The organism is Thermonema lapsum (assembly GCF_011761635.1).
Taxonomy (GTDB): domain Bacteria; phylum Bacteroidota; class Bacteroidia; order Cytophagales; family Thermonemataceae; genus Thermonema; species Thermonema lapsum.
In genome coordinates, this window is record NZ_JAASRN010000002.1 from 896,470 (window position 1) to 909,789 (window position 13,320).

14 protein-coding genes are annotated in these 13,320 nt (G+C 45.3%); 8 read left to right on the forward strand and 6 right to left on the reverse strand.

What is annotated here, in order from left to right:
* Positions 1-83 precede the first annotated feature (83 nt).
* Complete coding sequence (locus tag FHS56_RS09355) at positions 84-821, forward strand: metallophosphoesterase family protein (protein ID WP_166920023.1); 738 nt, start codon at positions 84-86, stop codon at positions 819-821.
* A gap of 15 nt (positions 822-836) precedes the next feature.
* Here the strand turns inward: FHS56_RS09355 and FHS56_RS09360 are convergent, their stop codons facing one another.
* On the reverse strand, positions 837-1,571 hold the full coding sequence (locus FHS56_RS09360; protein ID WP_166920025.1) for a glycosyltransferase family 2 protein: 735 nt from the start codon (positions 1,569-1,571) through the stop codon (positions 837-839).
* A 401-nt stretch (positions 1,572-1,972) separates the two neighbouring features.
* Here FHS56_RS09360 and FHS56_RS09365 point away from each other — a divergent pair, with 401 nt between their 5' ends.
* Complete coding sequence (locus FHS56_RS09365; RefSeq protein WP_166920027.1) at positions 1,973-2,437, forward strand: hypothetical protein; 465 nt, start codon at positions 1,973-1,975, stop codon at positions 2,435-2,437.
* A gap of 40 nt (positions 2,438-2,477) precedes the next feature.
* Here the strand turns inward: FHS56_RS09365 and smc are convergent, their stop codons facing one another.
* Positions 2,478-5,999 (reverse strand): chromosome segregation protein SMC, encoded by a 3,522-nt coding sequence (gene smc, locus FHS56_RS09370; protein ID WP_166920030.1) that lies wholly within the window; start codon positions 5,997-5,999, stop codon positions 2,478-2,480.
* 337 nt (positions 6,000-6,336) lie between these two features.
* On the opposite strand from smc, the gene FHS56_RS09375 reads away from it, so the two are divergent.
* A complete protein-coding gene (locus FHS56_RS09375) occupies positions 6,337-6,864 on the forward strand; it encodes a hypothetical protein (RefSeq protein WP_166920032.1) in 528 nt (175 codons plus the stop codon).
* A gap of 40 nt (positions 6,865-6,904) precedes the next feature.
* On the opposite strand, the gene mce is transcribed toward FHS56_RS09375, so the two are convergent.
* A complete protein-coding gene (gene mce / locus FHS56_RS09380; RefSeq protein WP_166920034.1) occupies positions 6,905-7,309 on the reverse strand; it encodes a methylmalonyl-CoA epimerase in 405 nt (134 codons plus the stop codon).
* A 68-nt stretch (positions 7,310-7,377) separates the two neighbouring features.
* Between mce and FHS56_RS09385 the strand changes: the two genes are divergently transcribed.
* Entirely contained in the window at positions 7,378-7,911 is a 534-nt protein-coding gene (locus tag FHS56_RS09385; protein WP_166920036.1) for an acetyl-CoA carboxylase biotin carboxyl carrier protein subunit, read from the forward strand.
* 14 nt (positions 7,912-7,925) lie between these two features.
* Here FHS56_RS09385 and FHS56_RS09390 read toward each other — a convergent pair whose 3' ends face one another.
* From FHS56_RS09390 to FHS56_RS09400, 3 genes are read right to left on the reverse strand one after another with little or no spacing between them, the layout of a single operon-like run.
* Positions 7,926-8,663 (reverse strand): ComF family protein, encoded by a 738-nt coding sequence (locus FHS56_RS09390; RefSeq protein WP_166920038.1) that lies wholly within the window; start codon positions 8,661-8,663, stop codon positions 7,926-7,928.
* A 35-nt stretch (positions 8,664-8,698) separates the two neighbouring features.
* Positions 8,699-9,394, reverse strand: coding sequence for a hypothetical protein (locus FHS56_RS09395; RefSeq protein WP_166920040.1), 696 nt, complete (start codon positions 9,392-9,394; stop codon positions 8,699-8,701).
* An 11-nt stretch (positions 9,395-9,405) separates the two neighbouring features.
* A complete protein-coding gene (locus FHS56_RS09400; RefSeq protein ID WP_166920042.1) occupies positions 9,406-9,753 on the reverse strand; it encodes a DUF342 domain-containing protein in 348 nt (115 codons plus the stop codon).
* Positions 9,754-9,894: 141 nt separating this feature from the next.
* Between FHS56_RS09400 and FHS56_RS09405 the strand changes: the two genes are divergently transcribed.
* The 4 genes from FHS56_RS09405 (at position 9,895) to FHS56_RS09420 (ending at position 13,286) form a co-directional block, all read left to right on the forward strand.
* Positions 9,895-10,248 carry a carboxymuconolactone decarboxylase family protein gene (locus FHS56_RS09405; RefSeq protein WP_166920044.1) on the forward strand — a complete coding sequence of 118 codons (354 nt, stop codon included), beginning with the start codon at positions 9,895-9,897 and terminating at the stop codon, positions 10,246-10,248.
* Positions 10,245-10,622 (forward strand): hypothetical protein, encoded by a 378-nt coding sequence (locus FHS56_RS09410; RefSeq protein ID WP_166920046.1) that lies wholly within the window; start codon positions 10,245-10,247, stop codon positions 10,620-10,622. Before FHS56_RS09405 ends, FHS56_RS09410 begins: the two co-directional genes overlap by 4 nt.
* Positions 10,615-11,397 (forward strand): exodeoxyribonuclease III, encoded by a 783-nt coding sequence (locus FHS56_RS09415; RefSeq protein WP_166920048.1) that lies wholly within the window; start codon positions 10,615-10,617, stop codon positions 11,395-11,397. The genes FHS56_RS09410 and FHS56_RS09415 overlap by 8 nt, the downstream gene beginning before the upstream one ends.
* Before the next feature lie 116 nt (positions 11,398-11,513).
* Positions 11,514-13,286 (forward strand): ABC transporter substrate-binding protein, encoded by a 1,773-nt coding sequence (locus FHS56_RS09420; protein WP_166920050.1) that lies wholly within the window; start codon positions 11,514-11,516, stop codon positions 13,284-13,286.
* The last annotated feature ends 34 nt before the right edge of the window (positions 13,287-13,320 follow it).

Below are 13,320 nucleotides of genomic sequence, written 5' to 3' on the forward strand. Positions count from 1 at the left end.
TGTTTGCATTTCAAGATATGCAAATCTAATGTATCTTTGTAAATAAAGACGCACTTTTTCAACTTCTTCATTCTGCTGCACTTATGCATCGCCACTCTTATCCCTACGCACTATGCTATGCCTACTGTGTTCAGCGTGGCACGGGGCGGCGCTTGGTCGTTCCCGACATTCACGGCTGCTATCACTCGTTGCAAGCCCTGCTTGCACAGGTGCAGTTGCGCCCTGACGACCAACTTTTTTTATTAGGAGACTACATCGACCGCGGACCGCATAGCAAAGCTACCCTGCAGTTTATCATGCAGCTGAAAAAACAGGGATATGAGGTTTATCCGTTAAGAGGTAATCACGAGCAGATGCTATTAGAAGTGTATTTCGAAAGCCCCGAACGCCTCAAAGAGCACCTGCTCTTTCACCAAGCTAAAGACCTGCTTTCAGATGACGGCGGTTTAGATTCCGAAATACTCGATTTTTTATTGCATTTGCCTTTTTTTATCGAAACCGATGTTGCCATACTCGTGCATGGTGGCTTAGATTGCAACGAAAGCAACCCTTTCGTTGCTTTCGACAAACTGCTGTGGACACGCGACAGCCGCGGTGCCGAAAAGTGGTTGCGTGGCAAAAAACTGATACACGGACATACGCCGCGCCTTTTGTTTCAAATAGAAGAAGCCATCGAAGAAAATGCCCCAATAATCAACCTGGACAATGGGTGTGTGATTGCCGATGACAATCAGGAAGCAGGCAACTTGCTTTGCTACGACATAGACCGAAAGCAAATCATTGCCATACAGCCCAACGTAGATGCATTGAAAAGCCTCTGAGCGGTTGGAATCGTATCAATCTCTGTCCCAAATGTTGTATTTCAGAATGCAGTAGATAGCACGGAAGCCGTCTTTCCAGTTGATTTTTTTTCCTTCTTCGTAGGTTCTGCCGTAGTAAGAAATACCCACCTCGTAGATGCGAACGCCGGGCACACGGGCTACCTTAGCTGTCACTTCTGGCTCAAAGCCAAAACGCTTTTCTTTCAGTTGTATGTTTTGGATGATATCCCGCCGAAATAGTTTGTAGCAGGTTTCCATGTCTGTCAAGTTCAGATTGGTGAACATGTTAGAAAGGAAAGTCAAAAACTTATTGCCGATGGTATGCCAAAAAAACAAAATGCGGTGGGGGTTGCCCCCCATAAAGCGCGAACCATAAACTACATCGGCGTGCCCGTCCACTACGGGTTGCAGCAAAATGTTGTATTCGTGGGGGTCATACTCCAAATCGGCATCTTGAATTACCACATAGTCACCGGTAGCTTTGGCAATACCGGTATGCAGGGCAGCGCCCTTGCCTTGATTCTTTTCGTGCTTGTAGTATTGTATGTTTAAGTCGGGGTTGTTGCTTATATAACGCTGCACAGCTTCTTCGGTATCATCAGTAGAGCAGTCGTTTACGATGATAATCTCTTTTTCTATGTTGTGAATGAGCTGCACAGATTTGATGCGGTCCAAAATGTAGTGAATAGTTTTGCCTTCGTTGTAGGCAGGAATCACAATAGAGAGTTTTCGAACTACTGGTAACTGCATGGTCTTGTTTTTATTAGCCAAAGCAATGAAGCGTACAAAGATAGAGCTTTCACGCTTGCTGTACAAGGCAATAGGGGAAGGAAGAATCTTAATTTTTTGCCTTTCACGAAACCTTTTTTCTAGTTTTTTTGTATCTATGTGTGCTGTTCTTAATCAAAAAGCAAAGAGCCTTCTAATACCTCGTATTTATTTTTCCATGTTTTTATGAAGCCATGCCCCGGGGCAGGCGTATGCTTTGCGGTACTCGTCCATGTGAGGGCGAGTAATCAGGTACTGTATTGGGAACATTTTAAGTTTAGAACCCAAAAACAGCAACAACCTTCACCAACAACCATCATCTCCTCGTAGAACAGACAGCCGCTCAAATCAGAGCGCTGCAGCGCGCAGGTCAACTGCATCTATTGGCACAAGCCTTAGGGGCTCAAACCATCTATGAAATCAAACAAGCCCTGCATCGTTGTCCAGTACAATTAAGCCGTCTGGTTATTCACAAAACGCAGGATTATGCCCTTGAATTGGTCGATTACAAAGTATTGGTTCGGTTAAATCCTTTATGCAAGGCGCTGTATCTGTTGTTTCTGCAACATCCCGAAGGGATTGTGTTAAAAGAGATGAGTCTCTACAAAACGGAATTGTGGAACATTTACTTACAAGTATGCCGACACAACGACCTGAAAAGTGCAGAAAAAAGTGTGGCAGAATTGTGTAACCCATTGAGTAATTCGATTCACGAAAAAATTGCACGTATTAAAAGCAGTTTCGAAACACTCACAGACAAACACATAGCAGAATACTACATCATAGCCGGTGCGCGCGGCAAGGCGAAAAAAATAGCACTACCACCCAATTTGATAGTATGGCAATAGAGTGGGGGACCCCCGTGAGGGGTACCCTTTTTGTTTTCTTTCAAACCGTCAATTCACGCATATCTACGGCTACCAGCTTCGATACGCCGGGGTCTTCGGGCAACATGGTTACTCCATACATCACATCGGTAGCAGCCATGGTGCGCTTGTTGTGCGTAACGATGATAAACTGCGAGTCTTTGGAAAACTCACGGATGATATTGGTGAATTTGTCTATGTTGGCATCATCGAGTGGGGCATCCACTTCATCGAAAATGCAGAAAGGAGCTGGTTTAATGAGGTAAATGGCAAAAAGCAGTGAGATAGCTGTAAGCGTCTTTTCGCCTCCCGACAGCTGATTGATGGTAAGGGGGCGTTTGCCTTTGGGTTTGGCAATGATTTCTATGGGCGACTCTAAGGGGTTTTCGGGGTCGGTCAGCACGAGGTCGCAAGTGTCTTCTTGGGTAAAGAGCGAGCGAAATACTTTTTGAAAGTTGAGGCGTATTTGTTCAAAGGTAGTTAAGAAGTTTTCGCGCGCCACCCGTTCAGCTTCGTCTATGGTATCGAGCAAGCTTTGTTTGGCTTCTAACAAATCTTGGCGTTGGCTTTGAATAAAATCGTAACGCTCCTTCATCTCTTGATAAGCCTCCATAGCCATGGGGTTGATGGCACCAAAGCCATCGAGCTTTTGCTTTAGTTCGCTTACTTCCTGCTCGAGCACGGCGGGGTCAAGGTCTTCTTGTGGTGGGGGCAGGGTATCCAATTCTACATTGAACTCTACCGATACTCGTTCTTTGACTGAAAGCAGCGACATTTTGAGTTCATTGCGCCGGTTTTGCAGCTGCTGAATCAAATGGTTTTGCAGTTCCTTTTGCCTTGCAGCCTCCCGTATTTTCTTTTCCAATTCGTCTATATCGCCACGCTGTTTGTAGTAGTCGCGCTCTGCCTCGTTGACGGCTGCTTCCAGCCGTTGTTTTTCTTCATACATTTCCACCAGACGGTCATCCTTTTCTTGGCGGTCGTTTTCGAAGTTCAGTACTTCCTGCTGCACCTGCGCCAATTCTTCCCTGTTTTTCTTTATGCGGCTACGCAGAGTATCCAAATAAGATTGACGAAAATCTTGCTCTTGAACGAGGCTTTCAAGGCGGCTTTGCTGCTGAGTAGTTTGCAGCTTGAGTGCATTGTAGCGTTCACTGATTTGAGCAAAGCGGCTACTTTGACTGCGTTCTTCTTCTTCGAGTGCCTGCAGCTGCCCGTTCAAATCTTCTTGTTCTTTTTTCAAACGCTCGTGGGCAGGTATCAATTCTTCTATTTCTTCCTGAAGCATTTGACGCTGTTCTTCCATTTCGTGGTTTTGGGCTTCTTGTTGTGCCAACAGCTGTTGTTTTTGCTCATAACGGGTACTCAAAGACACATAACGCTCATTGACTGCATTCAATTGACGTTGCAGCTGCTGCAGCTGTTCGCGATGGTTCAGCTGCCGCAAGGCACGCAGGGCTTCTTGCTTTTCCTGCAGTTGTTTTTCTTCTTCTGCTATTTTTTGGTCTATAGTTGCTATCTGCTGGCGCAGGGCATGAAGTTCCTTCACTTTGCCGATGCGTTTGCCCTCGAAGCTGCCCACACTACCTCCCGAAAGCACGTAAGCCGAGCGCAGTTGTTTGCCATCACGGCTTACCAAGGTGATGCCGTCGGGCAGTGGGGCTTCGGGCATTTGGTCTACAATCCACACATTAGCCAAGAGGGCTTGCAGCAGGGGGCGATACTGTTCTTCGCATTCTATGACTTCCCATGCTGCTACTCCTTGTCCATAAAAAGAAGCGGTTTGTACGACAGGGAAGTGTCCTTTTTTCAAAAAGAAAGAAGCTTTTCCTTTCTTCTGCGTGTCGAGCAGATGGATGGCACTGCCTGCTTCGGCGGGGCTTTCCACCACAAAATGACTCAACCAAGGTTCTAAGTAACGCTCTATTGCCAACTTGTACTCTTCATTGCAGGCAACAACTTCGGAGAGCAAGGGGGCTTGACTTTGCCACTGTCCTGACTTGCGCAAGAAACGAATGGTTTCGGGATATCCCTCCAGATTGTCAATCAATGACTGCAAAAGCTTGGCTTCGTGATGCTTGGCATCGCGCTCGCGATGATATACACGCAAGTTTTCGCGCAGCGCCTCTATCTCCTGCTCGAGACGGTGCAGTTGCTCGCGGTGCTTTTGTTCTTCGGCTTCTTTTTGCTTGAGTTCTTCTTCTATTTGTTCACGCTCTATTTTAGCTTCGGCAATGGCTTCCTGCAATTCCATCAGGTCTTCATCTTGGCTTTGCTTGTTTTGCCAATGGCGCTCGATTGCCTGCTTAATGGAAGAGATTTGTGTTTGCTTGATTTCTATTTGCTTTTCGAGCAACCGCAGGGCGTCGGTTTTTTGTTTGAGTTGGTTCTGCAACTCACGTATTTGCTCTTTGAGCTTGCCTACCCTGTCTTTTTCCTGCTCATAGTCTGCACTTACTTCTGCAAACTGCTGTTTTAGCTCTTGCAGTTGCTCTTCGGTTTTTATTTTTTCTTTGGCGATGCGCTCAAGGTCAGCAATCAGCTCTGCTTCGCGGCTTTGGTCTTGATGCAATTGGTCTTCGAGGGTGTTTATCTTTTCATGCAGAAACTTAAGGCGCTCGGCTTTCAGTTTCTTTTCGTTTTCATACTGCCGTATGCTGGCTACGTGCTCGTTGAGGGCTTTTTGGCGCGACGCCAACAGTCGTTCCTGCAGCAGCAGTTTGTTCTTTAGTTCTTCCACTTCTGCCTCGAAACCTGCCGCTGCCGTGGCAATCCCTTGTAGCTTATCTTGCTCTTGCTCAATGTCTTTTTCTATTTGCTGGAGCTGTTCTCGGCGGGCAGCCGTCTTACTTTGTGCCAGCGCAATGCTCTTTTGCTTATACTCTTCTTTCAGTTCATAATAACGTTTTGTTTTTTTCGCCTGCCGCTCGAGCGATTTCAGGTTTTTTTCAATTTCAAATAGCAGGTCTTCTACCCGGTCGAGGTTTTGCTGGGTGTCGTCCAGCTTGGATAGGGTTTCTTTTTTGCGCAGCTTGAACTTAGAAATACCAGCAGCTTCTTCAAACAGGTTGCGGCGCGAGTTTTCTTTGTCGTTGAGTATTTCATCTACCATTTTCAGCTCAATGATGGCGTAGCTGTCGGGTCCTATGCCAGTGTCCATAAACAAGTTGGTGATGTCTTTCAACCGACAAGGCACGCCATTAAGCAAATACTCGCTTTCACCACTGCGGTACAAGCGGCGCGTGACAGTTACCTCGGTATATTCAGTAGGCAAAAGGTTTTTGGTGTTTTGAAAAGTAAGCGACACCTCCGCCATCTGCAGGGGCTTGCGTTTTTTGGTGCCATTGAAAATGATATTTTCCATTTTGTCGGAACGCAACGCCCGTGTTTTCTGCTCACCCAGTACCCAACGGATGGCATCTACAATGTTGGATTTGCCGCAGCCGTTTTGCCCTACAATGCCGGTTACACCTTCGCCAAAATAGATGGTTACCTTATCGCCAAAACTTTTGAAACCCTTGATTTCTAAACGCTTTAATTGCATGTGATTCCTTCTTCTTTACCTTTCCCTCAAAGTTACGATATTACGAATATTTTGATTGAGGTGATTTGTTGCCCGCTGGTAAAGTGATTCCCTGTTTGGCAGACAAGTGTTTCTCTTTGGGGATGATGCCATGCCCGAGCATAAAGAAAACTTACAAAATCAAAGGCAATTGCAGCTGTGGCTTTGCTGGTGTTTAGCATCAAATGGAAAAGCTCCCATGATACCCGAGCTCCAACAAAAGTAGTAGCATCGGTGGCGAATGGCGATAAATTACCTGATGGTAGTTTGCTTTGTTGGTACTTTGTTAGTAGCTTTATGAAAACACAAATTCGCTGCTATGCGCCTGTTTCGTTTTCTTTTTTTCGCTACACTCCTGACGTATTTTATTTACAAAATATTCGGTGAGCTTTCCTCAACTTATCTCATTTGGGTAGTGATTGTTTCGTTTTTTCTTTCACTTTCAAAAAAGAAAAACCCAAAAGCCCCCTCGAAAGGCAAGCCGCAAAAGAAAAAAATACTCGATAACAAAGAAGTAGATGATGCAGAGGAAGAGGCAAAAGCCTTGTATGAATTCCTAAAAAAGGATATAAAGTCCTTAAAAGAGATACCTGAGTTTAAGAAGGCTCTGGAACTGCCAAAAGACAACAAGGAGTTGGACAGTAAAAAAAGAAGAGCACAGGCGAAAGAAGCTCTGAAAAAAGAGCAAGAGGCACAAATAAAGTTGCAGAATCATAACGAAGACCACCTACCCGGCTATCAGCACCCAAAAGTCCAGGAAAACGCTTATGCCCACAAATTCAGGGATAAACAACGACTCAAAGAAGCTTTCATTGCTTCTGAAATTTTCAAACAAAAATTTTTTTAATTCCGCTTCCCGATAGCTGATTGCCCTTTAAGTAAGCGTATCAAATCTTTTCTTGACACAGCTCAAGCAACACGCCTCCAGTAGAACGCGGATGCACAAAACAAATCAGCTTATTGTCGGCTCCTTCTTTCGGCTCTTCATTGATAAGCTCAAAGCCTGCAGCACGCAGGCGCTCCATCTCGGCGCGTATGTCGTCCACCTCTACTGCTACGTGATGAATGCCCTGACCGCGCTTCTGCAGATATTTGTAAATGGCACTCTCCTCGTGCGTAGCGCCCAATAATTCCACTTTGCTTTCGCCCAATTCAAAAAAAACAGTAGTTACCCCTTCCGAAGGCACTGTTTCTTCTTTATAGGCTTTGCGATTCAATAATACCTCAAACAGACGGGTAGCTTGTTTCAAATCGACAACAGCAATGCCCAAATGCTCTATTTTCTTTATCATTTCCGTAAACTTTTTAACATCTTTCAAAAATAGTTATTTTCGCTGATGCACTAAACCGGCTCAAGTCCATGAAACTCACACTCCGGCTTTTAAATGCAAATGAATTCAGTGAACTACCTGCTACTGCTCAGGGCATAGAGGTTGAAAAAAAAGACAAGCAATGGTTGCTAAACGGTCATGCGCAAGAGATAGACGTACGCCCGCTTGATGAGCGCCGTTTTCACTTGATTGCTGCGCATCAATCTTATGTTTTGGAAGTACTCGAGATAAACAAGGCAGAAAAGAGCATCACGCTATTGATGAACGGCAAAAGGCAGCAGTGGGCAATTCAAGAGCCCATAGACCTGCTACTCAAAGAGATGGGCATAGACCAAAGTGCCCGCTCACAAGCCGAAGATTTGAAAGCTCCCATGCCGGGGTTGGTGTTGGACATCAAAGTAAGTCCTGGGCAAGCAGTAAAAAAAGGGGATGCACTGTTGATACTGGAAGCCATGAAGATGGAAAACGTATTGAAAGCGCCAGCCGATGCCAAAGTAAAAAGCATATGCGTGGCGAAAGGGCAGGGGGTAGAAAAAAACCAAGTATTGATAGAGTTCGAATAAAGCCAGAGGGAGCCTCAAGCAAAGGCATCACCAGCATAAGCCAAGGTAATGACACCTACAGCACGCGGCTGTGCTGGTAATATGCTTTTGTAAAGAGCCTCTAAGGTAGCGCCGGTAGTAAGCACATCGTCAACTAAAACCACCGCCTGCCGGTGCAGGGCTCTTTTGCCCTCGGTAGTCAATTCAAAAACATCGCGCACATTCAACCAGCGTTCCCATAAGCCTTTATGGGTTTGAGAGGCACGTTGCACGCGCCGCTCCACCGCTCTATTCCACACTGGCAAAGGGTATTGCCAAGCATCGGCAAGTCCTCGTGCAAAGTATTCGCTTTGGTTGTAACCTCTCTGGTGTTGTTTTTTGGGGTGCAAAGGCACAGGTAAAAAGCCGTCTATTTCATAGGGTAAAGAAGCGCGGCACAAACGTTCGCCATACAAATAGCCCATTTCGTAAGCCAAAGCTTTGGCACCTCTGTATTTGATGGCATGCAATATTTTTTGCGCACTGCCCCCTTTTTGAAAGTGCAAAAAAGGCAAAACAAAATCGGCAGGAATGCGCCCTATCAGCACCCTGCCTGCCGGATTGTCTATATGTTGTTGAAGGTCTTTGAAAAAATCGGTATAAGGAAGTGCCAACCGGCACGAGGGACAAACAAAGCGAAGCTCTGCATTCAACACGCGCTTGCAAACCACACAAGCCTCCGGAAACAGCAAATGCAAAAAAGCATTTATGAATGTGCGAGCTGTTGGCAGCATTCCTTTGCTTTGTTGGATACCTTTCTATTCCATTTCTATTGTCTAAACGGAGGCTTCACTTCATCTGCCAACTTGCGTAACAGTTCTGCCACGTGGAAGCGATTGGCACCTTCTTGTTCTACTTGCTGAATGCTGCTCATAAAGTTGTTTTGCAGGTTTTGGATAGCTGTCTGCACTTTACTTTCCATAGCCTGCACGCGCTCATAAATTTCATCTACCACCTCTGAAAGGTTTTCTTTTTGCTGCTGCATGGTCTTCGATATATTGCTTTGTATCTCTGCAATTTCTCTGTACAGCAGCTCGGTATCGTGCCCGGCAATAAGCTCCTTTACGGCATCCAGGCGAGTATGGCGTCTGGGCTTGCCTTTAGGCACACCATATTCGGCTTCCTCAATGAACACATACTGCTCATCTTGGCGCATGCGATCTGCTTCATGGATGATTTTGGGCAGCTCTTTATAAAGGTCCTGCAGTTGTTCTTTGAAGTGTTTACGATTTTCTTCCATGATGGACGTAAACAGCTTCTTCATCTCGGCTAACTGGTACTCATAGTCTTTTTTATTTTCTTGCAAGATAGCCGTAAAGAGGTCTTTCATGCCTTGAAAGCGGCTCTCTATTTCCTTCCTGTCCGGATTTACTACTGCCTCTTTCAAGTCATTTACCTCCTCGGGGTTGACGGCTTTTTCTTCGGGCTGCTCCTCTGATTTTTTGTAGAAGTCTTCCATACTCATAGCGCTACTGTTTACTGTCCTAAAGTATTTGACATTTGGTCAAAAATCTGCTTCAAAGCAGATTTACTCACCTGACGTTGACGTTGATTCTGCAGCTCTTGCTGCATGACTGCCTGCACTTGCTGAATTTGATTGAGCAGACGCTCTTCCGACTTCTCGATGCTGCGTAACATTTCTATTTTCACCTCATCGATTTTTACCGACATTTCGGTACGGTAGCTGTCTAGCAAATTTTTTAGTTTTTTCAGCTCGCTGTTGTAAGTCTCGAGCTCTTCACCAAAAATAATCTTTTTGATTTCTTCTAATTTAGAGCTTGACGCTTGTGTTCCGCCCATATTGAAGTTTTGTGTGTTTTCCATAGGCTTTTCAATTTAAACATTTGCTTTTTGCATGTCTAAATATAGAAAGTATTTTTCTATTTCAAAAAAGAAGTGCCGTCTTCTTTTTGTCAGCTCAAAAGATATTCTAAGTTTGCAAGAAGGTTTTAAATATCAACAGCTATGAAGGATTTAGTAAAAGAATTCAACGACTACCGCACTGCTATGAATGAGAAAATCATGGCAGCTGATAATTTGGTACTCAAACGCATCTTCAGCCTCGACAGCCAAACCTACAAAGAGGGGGCACTGCCTGTGAAAACCAAAGAGATGCTGGGGTTAGCCTGTTCTATGGTATTACGTTGCGACGACTGCATCCGCTACCACTTGGGCAAATGCTATGAAGAGGGGGTGAGCGACGCCGAAGTATTCGAAATTTTCTCTATTGCCACGCTCATCGGCGGCACTATCGTGATTCCACATCTGCGCCGTGCCGTAGAGTATTGGGAAGCTCTCAAAACGCAAAACCCATCATGAGTAAACAGCAAAAAGAACGCATAGACCCTTATTTAGAGTTGCAATGGCAAAAGCTGTTGAGTAAGCTGGAAAAAATCATAGGCAAACGCCCACAAAACATAGAAGCGGTGCTTTTTCTGATTGGTATGCGTGAGTTGGGCAAAGGTGCCCGCCACTTTTCCAAAGAACAAAAACAAGACCTTATGCATATTGCTGTTTGCAGGGTATTGAGCAAGTCTGGCTTCTATGAACTGGAAGGAGTCGATGCTGAAGGTTGGCCTCACTGGAAGCTACTCAAACCGCTGCCCAAGCTGGATTTACTCTCGCAAGAAGCCCTGCTCAAAACGCACATCATAGATTATTTTCATGAAGAAGGCATCATAGAGAATGAATAAAACGGTACGCATCATTACTTACAATGTAAATGGCATCCGGGCGGCAGTCAGAAAAGGACTGGACAAGTGGTTGCAAGCCGCCCGCCCCGATATCTTTTGCCTGCAAGAAATTAAAGCCAATCATGACACTTTTCCACGGGAGCTATTCGAAGCTCTTGGGTATGAATGCTATCTGTACCCAGCACAAAAAGCCGGGTACAGCGGCGTGGCTGTGCTCAGCCGTAAGCCAGCAATAAAAATTATAGAAGGCATGAACCACCCCCTACACGATAGCGAAGGGCGAGTGCTTCGCGCTTTTTTTGACGGCTTTTGCGTGGCATCGGTCTATATGCCCTCCGGCTCCTCAGGCGACCAACGCCAAGCCGTCAAAATGCTGTTTCTCGACGATTTCAATCGCTTTGTGGAAAAACACCGGCAGGAACATCCCGAATACCCACTGGTGATTTGCGGCGATTTAAATATTTGCCACCAAGCCATCGATATCCATGACCCGGTGCGCAATGCCAACACTTCCGGTTTTCTGCCCGAAGAGCGCGCTTGGATGTCAAATTTTTTAGCAAGTGGTTTTATCGACACTTTTCGCCACTTTAACCCAGAGCCTCATCATTACACTTGGTGGAGCTACCGCGCACGTGCACGTGAAAAAAACTTGGGCTGGCGCATCGATTATTGTATGGCAGACAAGCAATTAGCTTCAAGACTTCAGCGGGCGGTCATATTGCCCGAAGCACGCCACTCAGACCATTGCCCCGTTTTACTCGAACTCGCGGTTTAGTGCCTATTTTTTTAAAAAAACAGCTTTGAGGATTCTTGCAAGTTGTTATATTTGTAAACTACGCTTTTGTAAGTTATCTTTTCACGCACTTAGCTGTCAGTAAAACTTTTGTGTTCATGAAACACTTTTTTAGCTACATTATATTGGCTTTATTTTTTGCATCTTGTAGTGATTCCTCGCAAGAGAGCAATTGGCAGGAAAACATGCCCACGGGTCCCGCTAAGGGGGGGGTATACTATGGGGGCGAGTTCCGTTTGAATGAATCGGAATACATCAAATCACTGTACCCACTCAGCATTGCCGATGTGTATTCTTACCGGGTGGCTTGTCAAATTTATGAGGGCTTGTTTAAGTTCGACCCCGCCACACTGGAGATAGTCAACGGCTTAGCCGAATCCTATACCCTCGACAGCAGCCGCACTATTTATACCATCAAATTGCGCAAAGGGGTGCGCTTTCACGACGACCCTTGCTTTCCCGGTGGCAAAGGGCGTGAAGTAACTGCTCAAGATGTAGCTTATTGCTTTCAAAGAGTTTGCACGCAATCGAGCAATAATCAAGGTTTTACAATATTCAAAGACCTGCTCAAAGGCGCCAATGAGTATTATGCCGCTTCGGCAGGGGGCAATAAACCCAGCTTTCAAATCACAGGCATTCAAGTCATCGACGACTATACCATCCAGCTTCAACTAACCCGCCCGTATGCCTTTTTCCTTTACAATCTAGCACGTCCGTTTGCTTTCATTTATCCCCGCGAAGCCGTAGAAAAATACGGAGAAGACGGCTTGCGCGAGAAAGCCGTAGGTACCGGTCCTTTTGTTCTGGCATCGGTAGACCCCGGCAATAGCCTTTTACTCAAGCGCAATCCGCACTACTACCTAAAAGATGAACACGGCAATCCATTGCCTTATTTGCACGGCATTAAAATCAGCTTCATAGCAGAAAAGAAAACAGAATACAACGAATTTCACGCTGGTAAGCTGGATATGATTTATCGCCTGCCCACCGAACGCATCATCGACTTTCTGATGGAAGCCGAAAAGAGCGAACACGGAGAAATACAAGGTTTTGTGCTTGACCGTGCGCCTGAAATGGCAACCCAATATTTGACTTTCATGACCGCCAAAGGCGTGTTTAAAAATAAAAACCTTCGGAAAGCTTTCAGTTTTGCTATAGACAGAGAGAAAATTTTGGAGTTTGTATTGAACGGCGAAGGTGAAGCCCCAGGATACCATGGCATTGTACCCCCTGTTTTCAAAAACTACGACATCAAGCAAATCAGAGGATATCAGTTGAATATAGACTCTGCCCAGTATTACTTAGCAAAAGCAGGATATCCTAACGGGGTCGGCTTCCCCGAAATCACCCTTCAAGTAAATGCCGAAGGAGACCGTCATCTGAACGTAGCGCTGGAAATACAAAAGCAACTGCAGGAAAACTTGAACATCAAAATCAACATAGAAACACTGCCATTTGCCCAGCTGCTTGAAAACAGCTTGCAAGGTAAGTTCGACTTGGTGCGTACAGCTTATTTTGCAGACTATCCCAACCCCGAAAACTTTTTGTGGCTATTCACAAGTATGGAATTGCCTGAGAGTCTCGAGGAGAAGGCGTATCCTAACATAGCACGTTATCAAAATCCACTCTATGACGAGCTTTACAATAAAGCCCTACTGGCAAATACACCCGAAGAAGCATATCGTTATTTACAGCAAGCAGAACAAATCTTAATGGACGATGCGGTGATACTGGTCTTATGGTACGATGAATCCTACCGCCTGCTTCAACCCTATGTACGCAACTTTCCCAACAACCCCATGCAATATCGAGACTTCACAAAAGTATATTTCGATAAAAGCTATTTTGAAAAACAAACTGCAAAAAAATAGGTTTTCATCTTGCATGTAAAGGAGTAAGGCATAG

What these genes read in the sequence shown, in the direction of transcription:
- FHS56_RS09355 (WP_166920023.1), top strand. Translation starts at nt 84, where the DNA reads ATGCATCGCCACTCTTATCCCTACGCACTATGCTATGCCTACTGTGTT.
- FHS56_RS09360 (WP_166920025.1), bottom strand. Translation starts at nt 1,571, where the DNA reads ATGCAGTTACCAGTAGTTCGAAAACTCTCTATTGTGATTCCTGCCTAC.
- smc (WP_166920030.1), bottom strand. Translation starts at nt 5,999, where the DNA reads ATGCAATTAAAGCGTTTAGAAATCAAGGGTTTCAAAAGTTTTGGCGAT.
- FHS56_RS09375 (WP_166920032.1), top strand. Translation starts at nt 6,337, where the DNA reads ATGCGCCTGTTTCGTTTTCTTTTTTTCGCTACACTCCTGACGTATTTT.
- mce (WP_166920034.1), bottom strand. Translation starts at nt 7,309, where the DNA reads ATGATAAAGAAAATAGAGCATTTGGGCATTGCTGTTGTCGATTTGAAA.
- FHS56_RS09385 (WP_166920036.1), top strand. Translation starts at nt 7,378, where the DNA reads ATGAAACTCACACTCCGGCTTTTAAATGCAAATGAATTCAGTGAACTA.
- FHS56_RS09390 (WP_166920038.1), bottom strand. Translation starts at nt 8,663, where the DNA reads ATGCTGCCAACAGCTCGCACATTCATAAATGCTTTTTTGCATTTGCTG.
- FHS56_RS09395 (WP_166920040.1), bottom strand. Translation starts at nt 9,394, where the DNA reads ATGAGTATGGAAGACTTCTACAAAAAATCAGAGGAGCAGCCCGAAGAA.
- FHS56_RS09400 (WP_166920042.1), bottom strand. Translation starts at nt 9,753, where the DNA reads ATGGAAAACACACAAAACTTCAATATGGGCGGAACACAAGCGTCAAGC.
- FHS56_RS09405 (WP_166920044.1), top strand. Translation starts at nt 9,895, where the DNA reads ATGAAGGATTTAGTAAAAGAATTCAACGACTACCGCACTGCTATGAAT.
- FHS56_RS09410 (WP_166920046.1), top strand. Translation starts at nt 10,245, where the DNA reads ATGAGTAAACAGCAAAAAGAACGCATAGACCCTTATTTAGAGTTGCAA.
- FHS56_RS09415 (WP_166920048.1), top strand. Translation starts at nt 10,615, where the DNA reads ATGAATAAAACGGTACGCATCATTACTTACAATGTAAATGGCATCCGG.
- FHS56_RS09420 (WP_166920050.1), top strand. Translation starts at nt 11,514, where the DNA reads ATGAAACACTTTTTTAGCTACATTATATTGGCTTTATTTTTTGCATCT.